This is a genomic window from Rhodococcus sp. MEB041 (genome assembly GCF_030208955.1).
In the GTDB taxonomy this organism is placed as follows: domain Bacteria; phylum Actinomycetota; class Actinomycetes; order Mycobacteriales; family Mycobacteriaceae; genus Rhodococcoides.
In genome coordinates this window covers 250805-269500 of record NZ_JARVSZ010000002.1, presented here as the reverse complement: position 1 = coordinate 269500, position 18696 = coordinate 250805, and the positions used below count along the sequence as shown (strand labels likewise).

The 18696-nt window shown below is 69.9% G+C and carries 18 protein-coding genes; 17 read left to right on the top strand and 1 reads right to left on the bottom strand.

What is annotated here, in order from left to right:
* The first annotated feature begins 3 nt into the window (after positions 1-3).
* From fmt to QRN16_RS05170, 9 genes are all read left to right on the top strand, one after another.
* Entirely contained in the window at positions 4-927 is a 924-nt protein-coding gene (fmt, locus tag QRN16_RS05210; protein ID WP_056445208.1) for a methionyl-tRNA formyltransferase, read from the top strand.
* The gene (locus tag QRN16_RS05205) at positions 924-2465 is read left to right on the top strand and encodes an RsmB/NOP family class I SAM-dependent RNA methyltransferase (protein ID WP_222631053.1); all 1542 of its coding nucleotides are present in this window, start codon (positions 924-926) and stop codon (positions 2463-2465) included. Before fmt ends, QRN16_RS05205 begins: the two co-directional genes overlap by 4 nt.
* A 46-nt stretch (positions 2466-2511) precedes the next feature.
* Positions 2512-3237: an SGNH/GDSL hydrolase family protein gene (locus tag QRN16_RS05200; protein WP_162246764.1), complete on the top strand. Its 726-nt coding sequence runs from the start codon at positions 2512-2514 to the stop codon at positions 3235-3237.
* A gap of 30 nt (positions 3238-3267) precedes the next feature.
* Positions 3268-3936 (top strand): ribulose-phosphate 3-epimerase, encoded by a 669-nt coding sequence (rpe, locus tag QRN16_RS05195; RefSeq protein ID WP_056444707.1) that lies wholly within the window; start codon positions 3268-3270, stop codon positions 3934-3936.
* Positions 3937-3965: 29 nt separating this feature from the next.
* The gene (gene ribD / locus QRN16_RS05190; RefSeq protein ID WP_285186022.1) at positions 3966-4964 is read left to right on the top strand and encodes a bifunctional diaminohydroxyphosphoribosylaminopyrimidine deaminase/5-amino-6-(5-phosphoribosylamino)uracil reductase RibD; all 999 of its coding nucleotides are present in this window, start codon (positions 3966-3968) and stop codon (positions 4962-4964) included.
* Positions 4965-5011: 47 nt separating this feature from the next.
* Positions 5012-5614, top strand: a complete 603-nt coding sequence (locus QRN16_RS05185; RefSeq protein WP_285184990.1) for a riboflavin synthase — start codon at positions 5012-5014, stop codon at positions 5612-5614.
* A gap of 86 nt (positions 5615-5700) precedes the next feature.
* On the top strand, positions 5701-6972 hold the full coding sequence (locus tag QRN16_RS05180; protein ID WP_051613220.1) for a bifunctional 3,4-dihydroxy-2-butanone-4-phosphate synthase/GTP cyclohydrolase II: 1272 nt from the start codon (positions 5701-5703) through the stop codon (positions 6970-6972).
* Positions 6972-7457, top strand: a complete 486-nt coding sequence (gene ribH / locus QRN16_RS05175) for a 6,7-dimethyl-8-ribityllumazine synthase (RefSeq protein ID WP_027505272.1) — start codon at positions 6972-6974, stop codon at positions 7455-7457. The genes QRN16_RS05180 and ribH overlap by 1 nt, the downstream gene beginning before the upstream one ends.
* The gene (locus tag QRN16_RS05170; protein WP_285184986.1) at positions 7454-7912 is read left to right on the top strand and encodes a PH domain-containing protein; all 459 of its coding nucleotides are present in this window, start codon (positions 7454-7456) and stop codon (positions 7910-7912) included. The genes ribH and QRN16_RS05170 overlap by 4 nt, the downstream gene beginning before the upstream one ends.
* A gap of 6 nt (positions 7913-7918) precedes the next feature.
* Here the strand turns inward: QRN16_RS05170 and QRN16_RS05165 are convergent, their stop codons facing one another.
* Positions 7919-9814, bottom strand: coding sequence for a gamma-glutamyltransferase family protein (locus QRN16_RS05165; protein ID WP_285186021.1), 1896 nt, complete (start codon positions 9812-9814; stop codon positions 7919-7921).
* A 146-nt stretch (positions 9815-9960) separates the two neighbouring features.
* Between QRN16_RS05165 and uvrC the strand changes: the two genes are divergently transcribed.
* The 8 genes from uvrC to secG all read left to right on the top strand — a co-directional run bounded on the left by uvrC (position 9961) and on the right by secG (position 18643).
* On the top strand, positions 9961-12174 hold the full coding sequence (gene uvrC / locus QRN16_RS05160) for an excinuclease ABC subunit UvrC (protein WP_051613221.1): 2214 nt from the start codon (positions 9961-9963) through the stop codon (positions 12172-12174).
* Positions 12171-13088 carry an RNase adapter RapZ gene (gene rapZ, locus QRN16_RS05155; RefSeq protein WP_051613222.1) on the top strand — a complete coding sequence of 306 codons (918 nt, stop codon included), beginning with the start codon at positions 12171-12173 and terminating at the stop codon, positions 13086-13088. The genes uvrC and rapZ overlap by 4 nt, the downstream gene beginning before the upstream one ends.
* Positions 13085-14116: a gluconeogenesis factor YvcK family protein gene (locus QRN16_RS05150; protein WP_051613223.1), complete on the top strand. Its 1032-nt coding sequence runs from the start codon at positions 13085-13087 to the stop codon at positions 14114-14116. Before rapZ ends, QRN16_RS05150 begins: the two co-directional genes overlap by 4 nt.
* Positions 14113-15090 carry a DNA-binding protein WhiA gene (whiA, locus tag QRN16_RS05145; protein ID WP_197027771.1) on the top strand — a complete coding sequence of 326 codons (978 nt, stop codon included), beginning with the start codon at positions 14113-14115 and terminating at the stop codon, positions 15088-15090. Before QRN16_RS05150 ends, whiA begins: the two co-directional genes overlap by 4 nt.
* Before the next feature lie 175 nt (positions 15091-15265).
* Positions 15266-16285: a type I glyceraldehyde-3-phosphate dehydrogenase gene (gene gap, locus QRN16_RS05140; RefSeq protein ID WP_027505278.1), complete on the top strand. Its 1020-nt coding sequence runs from the start codon at positions 15266-15268 to the stop codon at positions 16283-16285.
* 4 nt (positions 16286-16289) lie between these two features.
* Complete coding sequence (locus tag QRN16_RS05135) at positions 16290-17501, top strand: phosphoglycerate kinase (RefSeq protein WP_222637594.1); 1212 nt, start codon at positions 16290-16292, stop codon at positions 17499-17501.
* Positions 17502-17504: 3 nt separating this feature from the next.
* Positions 17505-18320: a triose-phosphate isomerase gene (gene tpiA / locus QRN16_RS05130; protein WP_285184980.1), complete on the top strand. Its 816-nt coding sequence runs from the start codon at positions 17505-17507 to the stop codon at positions 18318-18320.
* An 89-nt stretch (positions 18321-18409) separates the two neighbouring features.
* Positions 18410-18643 (top strand): preprotein translocase subunit SecG, encoded by a 234-nt coding sequence (secG, locus tag QRN16_RS05125; protein WP_027505281.1) that lies wholly within the window; start codon positions 18410-18412, stop codon positions 18641-18643.
* Positions 18644-18696: the final 53 nt, after the last annotated feature.

Genomic DNA, 18696 nt, shown 5'->3' with positions numbered 1-18696 from the left:
GGCGTGCGCCTCGTCTTCGCCGGTACTCCCGACCCCGCTCTCCCGTCGCTGCGGCGACTGCTCGACTCCTCCCGTCACGAGGTGGTCGGTGTGCTCACCCGACCCGACACGGTGGCCGGTCGAGGGCGCAAGGTCGTGCGATCGCCCGTTGCGATGCTGGCCGACGAGCACGGCATCCCGGTGCTGCAGCCCGCGAAGCCGTCCGACCCCGAGGCGATGGCCGCGCTCCGCGATCTGGAACCGGACTGTTGTCCCGTCGTCGCCTACGGCGCGCTGCTGCCACAGCCCGTGCTCGACATTCCGCGACACGGCTGGATCAATCTGCACTTCTCCCTGCTGCCGGCCTGGCGTGGGGCCGCGCCGGTGCAGGCCGCGATCGCCGCGGGTGACGAGGTCACCGGCGCGTCGACGTTCCTCCTCGAGCAGGGGCTGGACACCGGTCCGGTGTACGGCGTCGTGACCGAGAGGGTGCGCCCCACGGACACCGCCGGAGATCTGTTGACCCGGCTCGCGGACAGCGGGAGCCAGTTGCTCGCGTCCACCCTCGACGGGATCGACGACGGTGCACTGCAGGCGGTTCCGCAGTCGAGCGACGGCGTGTCACACGCGCCCAAGGTGACCGTGGAATCGGCCCGCATCGACTTCGGTCGCCCGGCGCACCTGATCGACCGGCACGTCCGGAGTGTGACACCGGCACCCGGAGCGTGGACCGAGATCGGCGACGTCCGCGTCAAGATCGGTCCGGTGACGATCACCGACGAGGAGCTCGAACCCGGGCTCGTCGAGGTACGGAAGAAGGCGGTCCTGGTGGGTACCGCGACGACGGCCGTGTCGCTCGGGCTCGTGCAGCCGCACGGCAAGAAGCAGATGGCAGCGACCGACTGGGCGCGCGGCGCCCGCGATGTGAACGGAGCGACTGCACGATGAGCGGTGAGCAGACACCGGGGTCCGGCGGTCCTCGTAAGCGTGGCGGGAAGGCCGCCGGGAAGGCCGGCGGCCGGCCGGATGGCGGGAAGGCCGGAGGCCGGCCGGCGGTGGCCGGGGGTTCGAGCAAGGCCGGTGGTCGGTCCGGGAATTCGCGTCCGAAGCAGCCGGGTCGCCCGAATCCTGCCGAGGCGGGATTGGACCCCGCACGGATCGCGGCACGGGACGTCCTGCGCGCGGTGCGGGAACGTGACGCGTACGCGAACCTGGTGCTTCCGGGTCTGCTCCGGGATCGCCGGTTGAACGAGCGTGATGCCGCCCTCGCGACGGAGTTGGCCTACGGCGCGGCCCGCGCGCAGGGGGTGCTGGACGCGGTCGTCGAGCACGCGGCCTCGCGTCCGGTGTCGGACATCGACGGTCGACTGCTGGACGTCATCCGGCTCGGTGCGTACCAGTTGCTGCGCACGCGGGTGGCTCCGCACGCGGCGGTGGCGACGTCGGTCGACCTGGTGCGCAGCGAGGCCGGGCAGGGGCAGGCAGGGTTCGTCAACGCCGTGTTGCGCCGGGTCTCCGAGCGCACGGAAGCAGAGTGGATCGAGTTGCTGGCTCCCGACGCGGAGCGAGATCCGGTGGGTCACTCGGCGTTCCGGCACGCACATCCCGCCTGGATCGCACAGGCGTTCAACGACGCGTTGGGAGCGGATGCTGCGGAGCTGGACGAGGCGCTCGCCGCCGACGACGCCCGCCCGCTGGTGCACCTGGTGGCGCGGCCCGGCGAGATCTCGGCGGACGAGCTCGCGTCGATCACCGGCGGTGAGCCCGGACCGTGGTCGCCCTATGCGGTGCATCTGGACAGTGGCGGCGATCCGGGTCGTCTCGACGCCGTGCGTGAGGGGCTGGCCGGCGTCCAGGACGAGGGCAGTCAGCTGGTCGCTCGGGCTCTCACGCTCGCGGAGCTCGACGGGCCGGACGGAGGTCGGTGGCTGGATCTGTGCGCCGGCCCCGGCGGCAAGGCTGCGCTGCTCGGCGCCATCGCGGCGATCGACGGTGCGACGGTCGATGCCGTGGAACCGTCCGAGCATCGAGCCGACCTGGTGCGCAAGACGGTGCGGGATCTCCCGGTCACCGTGCACGCGGTGGACGGTCGCGCGAGCGGACTGGACGCGGGATACGACCGCGTCCTCGTCGACGCACCCTGCACCGGTCTGGGTGCACTCCGTCGTCGACCCGAGGCGCGGTGGCGTCGTCAGGCGAGCGACGTGGCGGGTCTGGTGACGTTGCAACGCGAGTTGCTCGCGGCAGCAGTGGAGCTGGTGCGGCCGGGCGGAGTCGTCGTCTACTCGACGTGTTCGCCGCATCTGTCCGAGACGGTCGGCGTCGTGGCCGATGCGGTCCGACGTCACGGTCTGACCGCGCTCGACACCGCGACGCTCGCGCCCGGCGTGCCGCGGGCGGCCTCGGGAACGTCTGTGCAGCTGTGGCCGCACCGGCACGGAACGGACGCGATGTTCTTCGCCGCGCTGCGCAAGGATGCCTCCTGACCGCGCTCGTTACCGGTCGGCAACGACTCGCGGGTACAACAGGAACGTGACTCCGCGACTCCTTCGACACCGCACGGCCGGGGCAGCGGTGGCCGCCCTCGCCTCGGTCGCGGTGCTGGGTGGCTGCTCGCTGTCCCCGTCGGTGACGGCAGGGACGGCCTCGGCGCGGACCGCCGACGCGGAGCGGGTGGTCGCGGCAGAGTCGGAGTGGAGCGCGGTCCGTGTGTCGGTGATCGGCGACTCGTTCTCCGCCGGCTCCATGAACGACGTGGTCTGGCCGGACGTCCTGGCGGAGGAACACGGATTCGAGGTGACCAACGCGAGCCTGGGCGGCGCCGGTTACGAGGCGGGCGACGACTATCTCGGCACCTTCGCGGACCAGGTCGCCTATGCCACCGAGGAGAACCCGACGGTCATCCTCGTGGTCGGCAGCGAGAACGACGTCGACGCGGATCCGGCGGACGTGCTCGCCGACGCCACCGACCTGTACGCGTCGCTGCGCGAGCGCTCACCCGAGGCCCGCATCGTCGTCATCGGACCGATCTGGAGCGGGGAGCCGGTGAGCGAGGAGATGTGGGACGTGGACGCCGCGGTCTCCGCCGCCGCGGTGTCGGCCGGGCTGGACTACGTCGACGCGCTGCCGCAGGAGTGGCTGGCCGACCCGCTGATCATCCAGGACGACGGTGATCACCCGACCGACGAGGGTCAGTACCTCCTCGCCGGCCACATCGACGACGCTCTGATGCAGGTGGATCCGGACCTACTAGGCTGATCGCCCGTGGCCCCGACTCCGCAGCACCCGATGATCGCACCGTCCATCCTGTCCGCCGATTTCGCGCGGCTCGCCGACGAGGCCGCGGCCGTCGCGGGCAGCGACTGGCTGCACGTCGACGTGATGGACGCGCACTTCGTCCCGAATCTCACCCTGGGTCTGCCCGTGGTGGAGAGCCTGCTGAAGGCGACCGACATCCCGCTCGACTGCCACCTCATGATCGAGGACCCCGCCCGCTGGGCGCCGCCCTACGCCGAGGCCGGCGCGTACAACGTGACGTTCCACGCCGAGGCCACCGACGATCCGCGCGCCGTCGCCCGCGACATCCGGGCGGCGGGCGCTAAGGCCGGGCTGTCGGTCAAGCCCGGTACCCCGATCGAGCCGTACCTGGAGGTCCTGAAGGACTTCGACACGCTGTTGATCATGAGCGTCGAACCGGGATTCGGCGGCCAGAGCTTCATGCCGGAGGTGCTGGACAAGGCTCGCGCCGTCCGCCGGCTGGTCGATTCGGGTGAACTGACGCTGGTGATCGAGATCGACGGCGGCATCAACGCCGACACCGTGGAGCAGGCCGCTGCCGCGGGCATCGACTGCTTCGTCGCGGGCTCGGCGGTGTACTCGACCAGTGACCCCGCGGGTGCCGTGCGTTCGCTGCGTGAGTCCGCCGCGAGCGCGTCGCCCCACCTGTCCGGCCGGTGACCGGGAGCCTCGACCCGATCGATGCCGCGATGCGGCGGGCGATCGAGGCATCGGTCGCGGCGCGCGGTGTCAGCACTCCCAATCCTCCCGTCGGCGCCGTCGTCCTGGACCGGGACGGGCTGGTGGTCGGAGTCGGCGCCACCGCGGCACCGGGCGGGGCCCACGCGGAGATCGCCGCGCTAGCGCAGGCGGGCGAGCGAGCGCGCGGCGGCACCGCCGTGGTGACGCTGGAGCCGTGCGACCACACGGGACGCACGGGTCCGTGCTCGCAGGCGCTGCTGCGCGCGGGTGTCGTCCGCGTCGTGCACGCGCTCGGCGATCCGAACCCGCTGGCGGCAGGCGGCGCGGAGACTCTGCGCGGTGCCGGCGTCGAGGTACGGTCCGGCGTTCTCGCCGATCTCGCCGAGGCCGGGCCGATGCGTGCCTGGCTGCATCGGCAGCGCACCGGGCGCCCGATGCTCACGTGGAAGTACGCCGCCACGCTCGACGGCCGCACCGCGGCGCCGGACGGCACCAGCCGCTGGATCACGGGGGAGATCGCTCGCGCACACGTCCACGCCGAGCGCGCGCGGATCGATGCGGTGGTGGTCGGTACCGGGACCGTGCTCGCCGACGATCCGGTGTTGACGGCGCGACTGCCCGACGGGTCGCTCGCTGCGCACCAGCCGGTGCGCGTGGTCGTCGGGCTGCGCGACATCCCTGCCGGGTCTCGGATCCTCGACGACTCCGCCCCCACCCGCGTCGTGCGGACCCGCGACCCGTTCGCGGTGATGGAGGCCCTCGCGGATCTGACCGACGTGGTGCTGGAGGGCGGATCGACGCTCACCGGAGCGTTCCTGTCGGCGGGCCTGGTCGACCGCGTCGCGGCGTACCTCGCCCCTGTCGCGCTGGGCGAGGGTCCGACCGCCGTGCGGGGGACGGGTGTCGGAACAATTGCCGATGCGATGAGGTTTCGACGAGAGTCGGTGGAGACGCTGGGCGACGATCTGCTCGTCCGACTCGCTCCGCTACGGTCGTCCGACCACTGAGCCGAACAGAGATCACTGCACCAGCTGGTGCCGAGAGGATGACGAGCATGTTCACCGGAATCGTCGAGGAACTGGGCAGTGTCACCGCCAAGGAGGATCTGGCGGACGCGGCTCGCTTCACCGTGCGTGGCCCGCTGGTCACCTCCGATGCGTCGCACGGGGACTCGATCGCCGTGAACGGTGTGTGCCTCACCGTCGTCGAGGTCGCGGACGGCGCGTTCACGGCCGACGTGATGCAGGAGACACTGAACCGTTCGTCACTGCAGTCCCTGGCCGTGGGGTCACCGGTCAACCTCGAGCGTGCCGCCTCGCTCGCGTCGCGGCTCGGTGGGCATCTCGTCCAGGGCCACGTCGACGGGACCGGGGTGGTGCTCTCGCGCACCCCGTCGGACAACTGGACCGTGGTACGCATCTCGCTGCCCCGTGACATCGCGCGATACGTCGTGCACAAGGGGTCCATCACGGTCGACGGAGTGTCGCTGACGGTGTCCGCACTGGGCGGCGAGAAGGACGATCAGTGCTTCGAGATCTCCCTGATTCCTACCACCCTGTCGCTCACCACACTGGGCGAGGCGGAGGCGGGAACGCAGGTCAACCTCGAGGTCGACGTGATCGCCAAGTACGTCGAGCGGCTGCAGAAAGTCGACTGAACATCGGCCCCCGCAGCGGGGGTCGTAGTCTTGAGAACACAGGATCTGCCCGACACTGCGGGCAGCAGACGTGGGGAGCGCACGGCGTGACCAGGTTCGACACCATCGAGCGCGCTGTCGCCGACATCGCCGCCGGCAAGGCCGTCGTCGTCGTCGACGACGAGGACCGCGAGAACGAGGGCGATCTCATCTTCGCCGCAGAGAAGGCCACACCCGAGCTGGTGGCCTTCATGGTGCGGTACACCTCGGGATACCTCTGCGTTCCGCTGTCGGGTGAGGACTGCGATCGCCTCGGACTGCCTCCCATGTACTCCACGAACCAGGACAAGCACGGCACCGCGTACACCGTGACCGTCGACGCTCGCGTCGGTATCGGTACGGGCATCTCGGCATCGGACCGCGCGGCGACCATGCGTCTGCTCGCGGACCCCGACACCGGTGCGAACGACTTCACCCGTCCCGGTCACGTCGTCCCGCTGCGGGCGAAGGAAGGTGGCGTGCTGCGCCGCCCCGGCCACACCGAGGCCGCGGTCGACCTCGCCCGGATGGCGGATCTACGCCCGGCCGGCGTCATCTGCGAGATCGTGTCGCAGAAGGACGAGGGCGAGATGGCCCGCACGGACGAGCTCCGTGTCTTCGCCGACGACCACGACCTCGCGCTCATCTCCATCGCCGACCTGATCGCGTGGCGACGCAAGCACGAGAAGCACGTGGTGCGCATCGCCGAAGCGCGCATCCCGACGGCGCACGGCGAGTTCCGTGCGGTGGGCTACCAGAGCGTCTACGAGGACGTCGAACACGTGGCGCTGGTGCGCGGCGACATCGCCGGGCCCGACGGCGACGGCAGCGACGTACTGGTCCGCGTCCACTCCGAGTGTCTGACCGGGGACGTGTTCGGCTCGCTGCGCTGCGACTGCGGTCCGCAGCTGGACGCGGCGCTCGACATGGTGGCGCAGGAGGGTCGCGGAGTGGTGCTCTACATGCGCGGTCACGAGGGCCGTGGCATCGGCCTACTGCACAAGTTGCAGGCCTACCAGCTGCAGGACGCCGGCACCGACACCGTCGACGCCAACCTCGCGCTCGGCCTGCCCGCCGACGCGCGGGACTACGGCATCGGAGCGCAGATCCTCGTCGACCTGGGCATCTCGTCGATGCGTCTGCTGACCAACAACCCGGCCAAGCGGGTCGGCCTCGACGGCTACGGCCTGCACATCACCGAGCGGGTGCCGATGCCGCTGCGTGCCAACGCAGAGAACCTCACCTACCTGCGTACCAAGCGTGACCGGATGGGCCACGACCTCGTCGGACTGGACGATTTCGAGACGCCGGTGGTCACCCCCGACGCGGGCGGCCTCTGATGAGCGGCGAGGGCGAACCGGTCCTGCAGCTCTCGGGCGCCGAGGACCTCGAGGTCGCGATCGTCGCGGGCCAGTGGCACGAGAAGGTCAGCACGGCACTCGTGGACGGCGCACTCCGCAAGGCCGACGAGGTGGGACTACGGAACGTGACTCTCGTGCGTGTCGCCGGAGCCATCGAGATCCCCGTGGTCGCACAGCAGCTCGCCCGCACCCACGACGCGGTGGTCGCTCTGGGCGTCGTGATCCGGGGCGGGACACCGCACTTCGAGTACGTGTGCGACGCCGTGACCGCCGGGCTGACCCGAGTGTCGCTGGACGAGTCCACCCCGGTCACCAACGGAGTACTCACCGTGAACGACGAGCAGCAGGCACTCGATCGCGCAGGTCTTCCCGGGTCCAAGGAGGACAAGGGTGCGCAGGCCGTCGCGGCGGCCGTCGACACGGCGCTGACGCTGAAGGGCCTGCGTCACGGGAGTCCGTCGTGACCGACACACCGAGTCAGCAGTGGGAACTCGAGGCGCGGCCGCGCAAGAGCGCGAAGTACGCCGTCGGTGTCGCCGCTCTCCTCGTCATCGTGCACACCACCCTGGGGATTCTGCTGCGGACCGGCAACACCGGCGTGTTCTTCCAGCGCGTGGACCAGTTCGCCATGATCGCCATCGGGTGTGGCATGGCGGCGGGCGTGCTGTTGCTGACTCGTCCGCGGATCAAGGTCGGTGCGCAGGGCGTGCTGGTGCGCAACCTCGTCACCGAGAAACTGATTCCGTGGGACCTCGTGCGCGGCTTGTCCTTCTCGCCCGGATCGAGCTGGGCTCGCGTGGAACTGCCGGACGACGAGTACGTGCCGGTCATGGCGATCCAGTCCAACGATCGCGAGTACGCGGTGCACGCCGCGCGTACGTTCCGGTCTCTCGAGCAGAAGTACGCCGCAGCGAGCTGACCGAGGTCACTCGATCCCGTCTCCCATGACGACACCCTCGCGTCGGGGATCGGCACCGCCGATCCAGCCGTCGGCCGTTCGGACCAGGGCGCTCGAGCCGCTGGACTGATCGGCCACCGACACCTGGTGGCCCATCGCCCGCAGAGCCGACACCAGCGGATCCGCGGCACCGTCGTTCTGCGCGTCGATGTTCGGATGCTCGCCGCCCACGTTCGTCGTCGGCGCGTTGGCCGCACCCACGTTGACGGCGGACACGGCCTGCTGCGGATCGAGACCCCAGTCGAGCATGCCGACGAGGTTCTTCACGACGAACTGGATGATGACCGAACCGCCGGGTGATCCGGTCACCAGCCGCACGTCACCCCGCGCACCGTCGTCCCCGCGGTCGAACACGATCGTCGGCGCCATGGAACTGCGGGGACGCTTGCCGGGCTCCACGCGGTTGGCCACGGGTACCCCGTCGGGCCCCTCGGGTGCGGCCGAGAAGTCGGTCAGCTGGTTGTTGAGGAGGAAGCCGTTCGTCATGTGGAAGGAGCCGAACGCCGACTCCACCGTGGTGGTCATCGACGCGACGTTCCCCGCGCTGTCCACGATGCTGAGGTGACTGGTCCCTGCCTCCGGTCCGGCGTAGCTGCTCAGGGGTATGGGACCGAAGTCGCCCGGCTGAGCCGTGCCCATGCTGCGGGCGGGATCGATCATGCGGGCGCGCTGCTCGAGGTAGTCCGGATCGAGCAACTCGGCGGGGCTGCCACCGGGCAGGGGGATGTAGTCGGGATCGGCGACGTACTTGTCGCGGTCGGCGTACGCGAGGCGCTCCGCCTCGGCGATGAGATGGACGCCCTCCGCGTCGGGGACTCCACCGTCGGCATCGGGGGAGGCGGGTGCGTACTGCCCCATGTCGAAGTGGGACAGGATGCCCATCGTGGACGCGACCGCGATACCGCCCGACGACGGGCCCGGCATGCCGCACACGTCCGTGTCGCGGTACGGCACGCACACCGCGTCCCGCTCCTTCGCCTCGTATCCGTGGAGGTCGTCGAGTGTCAGCCGGCCGGGGGTGCGCCCGCCCGTCGTGTCCGCCGTCGCGTCGACGATGGACTGCGCCAGCGCACCGGTGTAGAACGCGTCGGCACCCTCGGTGGCGATCGCGCCGAGCGTCTTGGCCATCGCGGGGTTCGTCAGCGTCGTCCCCGCCGCCTTCGGGCTGCCGTCCGGCTCGAGGAAGTAGTCACGCGAGGCGGGGTCCAAAGCGAGTTTCGGCGCCGAGTCCGCGATGGACGACGCCATCCGCGGACTGATCTCGAAGCCGTCGTCGGACAGCGCGATGGCCGGATCGAACAGTGACCGCCACTCCTTGCTCCCGTGATCGCGGTGGACGTCGTCCAGCATGCGCACGACGCCGGGAACGCCGATCGCGCGGCCGCTCGATCGGGCATCGGGCTTCGGCACGGACAGATCGGCGGGCGCACCGGGGGCAGCCGTGTCGTCCACGAAGCGTAGGTAATTCGCAGTGGCAGAGGCGGGGGCCGTCTCACGGCCGTCGTAGGCACGCAGAGTCCTCGACTCGGCGTCGTAGTAGAGGAGGAAGGCGCCGCCGCCGATACCGGAGCTCTGCGGCTCGACCAGTCCGAGCACCGTCTGCGCCGCGACCAGCGCGTCGGCCGCGGTCCCGCCGTCGCGCAGCACCTCGCACGCCGCCTCCGTCGACACCGGGTTGGCGGTCGACACCGCGTACGTGGCGGTGCGCACCGCGGTCATTCCGGTGCGGTAGCCGGTGGCGACCTCCGGCGCACCGTCCGGTCCCGTGCCCGCGTCCGCAGTGACGGGGGTGCCGCCTCCGCCCGCGACGCACGAGGGGGCCGAGCCGGAAGCGTCGTCACCGCTGCCCGAGGAGCAGGACATGGCGGTGAGGGCGACGACGGCCGCGAGGGCGAGAGGTCGAGTCAGTGATCGGCGGGAAGTCACCGATCCATGACACCGCGTCCTCGCGTGGTTCGCAGCCCGAACGGCGGATTTCGACTGTCGGTCACGACGACTACCGTGGAGGCGTGTCCGACCCCGCTACGTACCGCCCGGCCACCGGAACCATTCCGGTCGAGCCAGGGGTCTACAAATTTCGTGATCCGCACGGCCGCGTCATCTACGTCGGCAAGGCGAAGAGCCTGCGCAGCCGTCTCAATTCCTACTTCGCCGACATCGCCGGCCTGCATCCGCGCACTCGTCAGATGGTCACCACGGCTGCCAGCGTCGAATGGACCGTAGTCACCACCGAGGTGGAGGCGCTCCAGCTCGAGTACAACTGGATCAAGGAGTTCGATCCTCGATTCAACGTCCGGTACCGGGACGACAAGAGCTACCCGATGCTCGCGGTCACGCTCAACGAGGAGTACCCGCGGTTGTTCGTCTACCGCGGGCCCCGGCGCAAGGGTGTGCGCTACTTCGGCCCGTACGCGCACGCGTGGGCGATTCGAGAGACGTTGGACCTGCTGTTGCGGGTGTTCCCTGCGCGGACGTGCTCCGCTGGAGTGTTCAAGCGGCACAACCAGATCGGTCGGCCCTGTCTGCTCGGGTACATCGACAAGTGCTCGGCGCCGTGCGTCGGACGCGTGTCGGCGGCCGAACACCGTGCGACCGTCGAGAACTTCTGCGACTTCCTGTCCGGCAAGACCGACAAGCTCGTCCGCGAGCTCGAGAACCGGATGCAGAAGGCGTCGGAGGACCTGGACTTCGAGACGGCGGCCCGGCTGCGTGACGATGTGGGGGCACTGCGGCGCGCGCTCGAGAAGCAGGCCGTGGTGCTCGGCGACGGCACCGACGCGGACCTCGTCGCCTTCGCGAGCGACGACCTCGAAGCGGCGGTCCAGGTGTTCCACGTCCGCGGCGGTCGCGTGCGCGGCCAGCGCGGGTGGGTCGTGGAGAAGGCAGGCGAGGTGATCGACGCTGCGGTCGCGGCCGAGGCGACGTCCGCCGGGGCCGACGACCGTACCGAGGCGCAGGACGCTCCGGTGGACGCGGAGGCGGCGTCCGATCTGCCGGCTCTCGTCGAGCAGTTCCTCACCCAGTTCTACGGCGAGCAGGCCTCGCTGTCGTCGTCCACCGAGGACGCCGCTGCCAACGCCGTACCCCGCGAGGTGCTCGTTCCGGTGCTGCCGCCGAACGCCGACGAGGTGCAGGCGTGGCTCAGTTCGCTGCGCGGGTCCGCGGTGCAGCTGCGGGTGCCTCGTCGCGGCGACAAGAAGGAGCTCGCCAAGACGGTGTATCGCAACGCCGTCGAAGCGCTCCAGCAGCACAAGATGAAGCGTGCGGGCGACTTCACGTCGCGCTCCGCAGCGTTGCAGGGCATCCAGGAAGCGCTCGACCTCGACAGTGCACCGTTGCGCATCGAGTGCATCGACATCTCGCACGTCCAGGGCACCGACGTGGTCGCGTCGCTGGTGGTGTTCGAGGACGGGTTGCCGCGCAAGAGCGACTACCGCCACTACTCCATCAAGGAGGCTGCGGGAGACGGTCACTCGGACGACGTCGCGAGCATCGCCGAGGTCACACGGCGACGGTTCCTGCGTCATGGCAAGGACTCCGGCGGCGATCTGGCTCCCGAGGCCTCCCTCGACCCGCAGACGGGTCGGCCCCGCCGCTTCGCCTATCCGCCGAACCTCTTCGTCGTCGACGGCGGCGCACCGCAGGTGGCCGCGGCGGCCGAGGTGCTCGACGAGCTGGGTGTCACCGACGTCGCGGTGGTGGGTCTCGCGAAACGGCTCGAGGAGGTGTGGGTGCCGGGTGAGAGCGACCCCGTGATCCTGCCGCGCACCAGCGAGTCGCTGTACCTCCTCCAGCGGGTTCGCGACGAGGCGCACCGCTTCGCCATCACGTTCCACCGCAGCAAGCGGTCCAAGCGCATGACGGCGTCCGCGCTGGACTCGGTGCGCGGGCTCGGTGAGGCGCGTCGCACGGCGTTGGTGACGCACTTCGGCTCGGTGGCCAAGCTCAAGCAGGCCGAGGTGTCCGAGATCGTGAAGGTGCCGGGTATCGGCGAGACGACGGCACGCGCCGTCCTCGAGGCACTGGGAGTTCCACAGGACCAGGACGCGTCGGCTGCCGCGGCCGCGTCGGAACCGACCGCGGTCCCCGACAACGAAGCGGACAGCGCCCCGGTACGACATGATGAACGCACCGACGGCAGCGACCGTGACGAGCTGCCGGCACCGTCCGGTGAGCCGCTGTCGGTGGCCGCGCATCGAGGAACAGGACACCGGGACGAGTGAACGTGCAGCGAGAGCAGGTGGGTGACCCCGTTCGACCGCACTCCGACATCGACGTCGCTCTGGTCACAGGGCTGTCCGGTGCCGGGCTCGGCACGGCGGCGAAGGTCCTCGAGGACCTGGGCTGGTACGTCGCCGACAACATGCCGCCCGAGCTGATCACTCGCATGATCGAGATCGGTCGCACCTCGGACCCCGGCATCGAACGGCTCGCCCTGGTGGTCGACGTGCGCAGCCGATTGTTCAACGGCGACGTCGGCACCCTGCTCGCCGACCTGGCAGCGGACGGGGTGCGCCCGCGCGTGCTGTTCCTGGACGCGTCCGACGACGTGCTGATCCGGCGATTCGAATCGGTGCGCCGCAGCCACCCGCTGCAGAACTACGGTGTGGACGGCACGCTCACGGAAGGCATCTCGGACGAGCGGGCCCGGTTGGCCACCGTCAAGGAGGCCGCGGACATCGTCATCGACACGAGCTCGCTCTCCGTGCACGGTCTGCGCGATCGTGTCGCCGCGGCGTTCGGCGACGACGTGGTGGGCACCGTGGCCGTCACCGTCGAGTCCTTCGGCTTCAAGTACGGGGTACCGCTCGACGCGGACGTGCTGTGTGACATGCGTTTCCTCCCGAACCCGCACTGGATCCCCGAGCTGCGCCCGCTCACCGGCAAGGACGCCGGCGTGCGGGACTACGTGCTGGGGCAGCCGGACGCGGAGGAGTACCTCGAGCTGTATCACCGCCTGCTGACGATGACGCTCGCCGGCTACCGGCGCGAGGGCAAGCGATACATGACCGTCGCCGTCGGCTGCACCGGCGGCAAGCATCGCAGCGTCGCCATGACCGAGGCGCTCGCCGAACGGCTGCGTGCCGATGCCGACACCAGTGTCCGCGTCGTGCACCGCGACCTGGGTCGAGAGTGAGCGCGGACGGCGGACGCGGCGACGACGACGCTCCGCACATCGTCGCGCTCGGCGGCGGACACGGCCTCTACGCGACCCTGTCCGCCGTACGGTCGCTCTCCACCCGGGTGACGGCGGTGGTCACCGTGGCCGACGACGGCGGGTCGTCCGGCCGATTACGCGCGGAGCTCGGCATGATCCCGCCCGGCGATCTGCGCATGGCGCTCGCGGCGTTGGCCGCAGACTCTCCGCAGGGCAGGCTCTGGGCGGACATCCTGCAGCACCGCTTCGGCGGCAGCGGCGCGCTCGCCGGGCACTCGGTGGGCAATCTTCTGCTCGCCGGACTGTCCGAGGTGCTCGGTGACCCGGTGGCCGCACTCGACGAGGCCGCGCGGTTGCTCGGTGTCGACGGCCGGGTGCTGCCGATGTCGCCCATCGCCCTGGATATCGAGGCGGACGTGTCGGGACTCGAGTCCGACCCGCGCGTGAGCCGCGTCATCCGTGGGCAGGTCGCCGTCGCCACCACTCCCGGCAAGGTGCGGCGCGTCCGACTGCGCCCGTCGGATCCGCCGGCCACCGAGCAGGCCGTCACCGCTGTGGGCGCCGCCGATCTGGTCGTCCTCGGACCCGGGTCCTGGTTCTCCAGCGTGTTGCCGCACGTCCTCGTGCCCGAGCTCGCCTCGGCGCTGCGCGCCACCGAGGCCCGCAAGGTGCTGGTGCTCAATCTCGGGCCGGAGCCGGGGGAGACCACGGGATTCTCGGCGGAGCGTCATCTCCACGTACTGTCCCAACACGCGCCGGGTTTTCGGGTGCATCACGTGGTGGTCGACTCGACGTCGGTGCCGCCGGGGTCCGAGCGTGATCACCTCGCGCGGGCCGCCGCGGTGTTCGGCGCCGATGTGATCCACGCCGACGTCGCGGGGGCGACACCACACGCACACGACCCGAGCAAGCTCGCGGCCGTGTTCGCCGCTGTTCTCGAGGGCGCCGACCGGGCCGACCTCGACAGCAGCACCGACAGCAGGAAGGGATCGACGTCGTGGCCATGACAGCCGATGTCAAGGACGAACTGAGCCGCCTCACCATCACGGCGGTCAGCTGCCGCAAGGCGGAGGTCGCCGCGTTGCTGCGCTTCGCCGGGGGGCTGCACATCGTGGCCGGTCGCGTCGTCGTCGAGGCGGAGGTGGACCAGCTGTCCATCGCCCGGCGGCTCAAGCGCGAGGTGTTCGATCTGTTCGGCTACAACGCGGACGTGCACTCCATCGGCGCGGGCGGGCTGCGCAAGTCGACCCGCTACATCGTCCGGGTGGCCAAGGACGGCGAGGCCCTGGCGCGCCAGACCGGGCTCCTCGACATGCGTGGTCGGCCGGTGCGCGGGCTTCCCGCCCAGGTGGTGGGCGGCACCGTCGCCGATTCCGAGGCGGCGTGGCGCGGTGCGTTCCTCGCGCACGGCTCGCTCACCGAACCCGGTAGGTCGTCCGCGCTCGAGGTCAGCTGCCCCGGACCCGAGGCAGCGCTCGCGCTGGTCGGCGCCGCCCGCCGGCTCGGTGTGGCGGCCAAGGCCCGAGAGGTGCGCGGCGCCGATCGCGTGGTCGTACGCGACGGCGAGGCCATCGGTGTCCTCCTCACGAGGATGGGCGCCCAGGACACTCGACTGACGTGGGAGGAGCGCCGGATGCGCCGCGAGGTGCGAGCCACGGCGAATCGTCTCGCGAACTTCGACGACGCCAACCTGCGCCGCTCCGCGCGGGCGGCCGTCGCGGCCGCGGCGCGGGTCGAGAGGGCGCTCGCGATTCTCGGCGAGGACGTCCCGGACCATCTCGCCGCGGCGGGTCACCTGCGCGTGCAGCACCGCCAGGCGTCGCTCGAGGAGCTCGGGCAGCTCGCCGATCCGCCCATGACGAAGGACGCGGTGGCGGGCCGGATCCGCCGACTGCTGTCCATGGCCGACCGCAAGGCGAAGGACTCGGGCATCCCGGACACGGAGTCGGCCGTCACGGCCGACCTGCTCGACGAGGCATGAGCGCGGGTGCCTGACCGAGAACTGCACCACCCCGAACCATTAGGGTGATCACAGGTCACGGAGCGGCTCGGTCGCCCGTGACGGACACGTCCGCACCATCACGTGCGGTGGAGGAAACCGATGCACGACCCGTGCATCGACGAGGAACACGAGTTTCAACACAAAGGAGCGAACAGTGACGGTTCGGGTTGGCGTGAACGGCTTCGGTCGTATCGGACGTAACTTCTTCCGGGCGGTCGATGCGCAGAAGGCGCTCGGCACCACCGACATCGAGATCGTTGCGGTGAACGACCTCACCGACAACGCAACTCTCGCTCACCTGCTCAAGTACGACTCCATCCTCGGCCGCCTCCCGCACGACGTCTCGCTCGAGGGCGACGACACCATCGTCGTCGGCGACCGCAAGATCAAGGCTCTCTCACTGCGCGAGGGTCCCTCCGCGCTGCCGTGGGGAGACCTGGGCGTCGACGTCGTCGTCGAGTCCACAGGCATCTTCACCGACGCGTCGAAGGCTCAGGGCCACATCGACGCCGGTGCCAAGAAGGTCATCATCTCCGCGCCGGCCAAGGGCGAGGACATCACCATCGTCATGGGCGTCAACGACGACAAGTACGACGGCAGCCAGAACATCATCTCGAACGCCTCGTGCACCACCAACTGCCTCGGCCCCATCGCCAAGGTGCTCGACGACGAGTTCGGCATCGTCAAGGGCCTCATGACCACGATCCACGCCTACACGCAGGATCAGAACCTGCAGGACGGTCCGCACTCGGACCTGCGTCGCGCCCGCGCCGCCGCGCTCAACGTCGTGCCCACGGGCACCGGCGCCGCGAAGGCCATCGGCCTGGTGCTCCCGCAGCTGCTCGGCAAGCTCGACGGCTACGCGCTGCGCGTCCCGATCCCCACGGGTTCGGTCACCGACCTCACCGCCCAGGTGCGCAAGACCGCCTCGGTCGAGGAGATCAACGCGGCCATGAAGGCTGCGGCCGAGGGCCCGCTGAAGGGCATCCTGAAGTACACCGACGCACCCATCGTCTCCTCCGACATCGTCACCGACCCGGCGTCGTCGATCTTCGACTCGGGCCTGACCAAGGTCATCGAGGACCAGGTCAAGATCGTCTCCTGGTACGACAACGAGTGGGGCTACTCCAACCGTCTCGTCGACCTCATCGGACTCGTCGGAAAGTCGCTCTGACCCGATGGCCGTCAAGACACTGCAGGATCTCATCGACGAGGGCGTCGACGGACGCGGCGTCCTCGTCCGTGCCGATTTCAACGTTCCGCTCGACGACGGGCAGATCACGGACGCCGGCCGTATCGAGGCGTCGCTTCCGACGCTGAAGACGCTGCTCGAGGCGGGTGCCAAGCTCATCGTGACCGCGCACCTCGGCCGGCCGGAGGGCAAGCCGGACGCCGCGTTCTCGTTGGCTCCGGTCGCGGCGAAGCTCGGCGAACTGCTGGGACGCCACGTCCAGCTCGCCGGTGACGTCGTCGGTCAGGACGCCGAGGCTCGCGCCGAGGGTCTGACCGACGGAGACGTTCTCCTGCTCGAGAACATCCGCTTCGATCCGCGCGAGACCAGCAAGGACGACGCCGAGCGGCTGGCGCTGGCGAAGGAACTGGCCACGCTGGCCGGCGACGACGCCGCGTTCGTGTCCGACGGTTTCGGTGTCGTGCATCGCAAGCAGGCGTCGGTCTACGACGTCGCGACGCTGCTCCCGCACTACGCGGGCACGCTGGTCGCGACCGAGGTCGACGTCCTGACGAAGCTGACCGAGACCCCCGAGCGTCCCTACGCCGTGGTGCTCGGCGGCTCCAAGGTGTCCGACAAGATCGGTGTCATCGAGGCGCTGGCGCCGAAGGTCGACACGCTGGTCATCGGCGGCGGCATGGCTTTCACCTTCCTTGCGGCGCAAGGGTATTCCGTGGGCACGTCGCTGCTGCAGGAAGATCGCATCGAGACGTGCAAGGACCTGCTCGAGCGTTTCGGTGACGTCATCCACCTTCCGACGGACGTCGTCGTCGCCGACAGCTTCTCCGCCGACGCGGAGTCGAAGACGGTGAAGGCGTCGGAGATCCCCGACGGCTGGATGGGTCTGGACGTGGGGCCCGACTCGGTGGACCGGTTCGAGGCGGTGCTGAGCAACGCCAAGACCATCTTCTGGAACGGTCCCGCCGGAGTCTTCGAGTTCGAGAAATTCTCGAAGGGCACCGAAGGTATCGCTCGGGCGATCATCGCGGCGACCACGAAGGGCGCGTTCAGTGTCGTGGGCGGTGGCGACTCCGCCGCGGCCGTGCGCACGCTGGGTCTCCCGGACGCCGGTTTCTCGCACATCTCCACCGGTGGCGGTGCCTCCCTCGAGTACCTCGAGGGCAAGCAGCTCCCCGGCCTGTCGGTACTGGAGGGCTGAACCATGACTTCTCCACGAGCTTCGCTCGACCGTAAGGCCAGGACCCCGTTCATCGCCGGTAACTGGAAGATGAATCTGAACCACCTCGAGGCCATCGCGCTGGTGCAGAAGATCGCGTTCTCACTGCCCGCAAAGTATTTCGAGAAGGTCGACGTCGCGGTCATCCCGCCGTTCACGGACATCCGCAGCGTCCAGACGCTGATCGAGGGCGACAAGCTGCTGCTCACCTTCGGTGCGCAGGACCTGTCGCCGCAGGACTCCGGCGCGTACACAGGCGACATCAGCGGCGCGTTCCTGGCCAAGCTGGGATGCACGTACGTCGTGGTCGGTCACTCCGAGCGTCGCGCCGGACACGGCGAGACCGACGAGACGGTGCTCGCCAAGACCAAGGCCGCGCTGAAGCACGGACTCGTGCCGATCGTCTGCATCGGTGAAGGTCTCGAGGTGCGGGAGGCCGGCGAGCACGTGGCGTTCAACGTCGAGCAGCTCCGCGGGTCCCTCGCGGGTCTGAGTGCCGAGGAGATCGGGAAGATCGTCGTCGCCTACGAGCCGGTGTGGGCCATCGGTACCGGCCGCGTGGCCAGTGCCGCGGACGCGCAGGAAGTCTGCGGAGCCATCCGTCAGGAGCTGGCGTCGCTCGCCGACGTCGACACCGCGGCAGCGGTCCGTGTGCTGTACGGCGGATCGGTCAGCTCGAAGAACGTGGGCGAGATCGTCGGCCAGACCGACGTCGACGGTGCACTGGTGGGCGGAGCGTCGCTGAAGGCGGACGAGTTCGCCACCCTGTGTGCCATCGCCGCCGGGGGACCGCTTCCCTGACCCACCGCGCATGACCGATCGAAGGGCACGTCGCACACGCGACGTGCCCTTCGTCGTTCGGCGGCGCGCGGCCTGTAACATTGGCCATCATGCGCACGTTCCTGGACATCCTGCTGGTGGTCACCAGCATCGGCCTGCTCGTCTTCGTCCTGCTGCACCGCGGCAAGGGCGGCGGCCTGTCGAGCCTGTTCGGTGGTGGCGTGCAGTCGTCTCTGTCCGGGTCCAGCGTCGTCGAGAAGAACCTCGACCGTGTCACCGTCTTCACCGGTGTCGTGTGGCTCATCTGCATCCTGGGCATCGGCCTGGAGATCAAGTTCGCCTGATCGGGTGACGTGATCCCTGCCGTGAGCCCCGCGCTGCGGTCCGGGGGTGCGCC

What these genes read in the sequence shown, in the direction of transcription:
- QRN16_RS05205 (WP_222631053.1), top strand. Translation starts at nt 924, where the DNA reads ATGAGCGGTGAGCAGACACCGGGGTCCGGCGGTCCTCGTAAGCGTGGC.
- rpe (WP_056444707.1), top strand. Translation starts at nt 3,268, where the DNA reads ATGATCGCACCGTCCATCCTGTCCGCCGATTTCGCGCGGCTCGCCGAC.
- ribD (WP_285186022.1), top strand. Translation starts at nt 3,966, where the DNA reads ATGCGGCGGGCGATCGAGGCATCGGTCGCGGCGCGCGGTGTCAGCACT.
- QRN16_RS05185 (WP_285184990.1), top strand. Translation starts at nt 5,012, where the DNA reads ATGTTCACCGGAATCGTCGAGGAACTGGGCAGTGTCACCGCCAAGGAG.
- ribH (WP_027505272.1), top strand. Translation starts at nt 6,972, where the DNA reads ATGAGCGGCGAGGGCGAACCGGTCCTGCAGCTCTCGGGCGCCGAGGAC.
- QRN16_RS05165 (WP_285186021.1), bottom strand. Translation starts at nt 9,814, where the DNA reads ATGTCCTGCTCCTCGGGCAGCGGTGACGACGCTTCCGGCTCGGCCCCC.
- whiA (WP_197027771.1), top strand. Translation starts at nt 14,113, where the DNA reads ATGACAGCCGATGTCAAGGACGAACTGAGCCGCCTCACCATCACGGCG.
- QRN16_RS05135 (WP_222637594.1), top strand. Translation starts at nt 16,290, where the DNA reads ATGGCCGTCAAGACACTGCAGGATCTCATCGACGAGGGCGTCGACGGA.
- tpiA (WP_285184980.1), top strand. Translation starts at nt 17,505, where the DNA reads ATGACTTCTCCACGAGCTTCGCTCGACCGTAAGGCCAGGACCCCGTTC.
- secG (WP_027505281.1), top strand. Translation starts at nt 18,410, where the DNA reads ATGCGCACGTTCCTGGACATCCTGCTGGTGGTCACCAGCATCGGCCTG.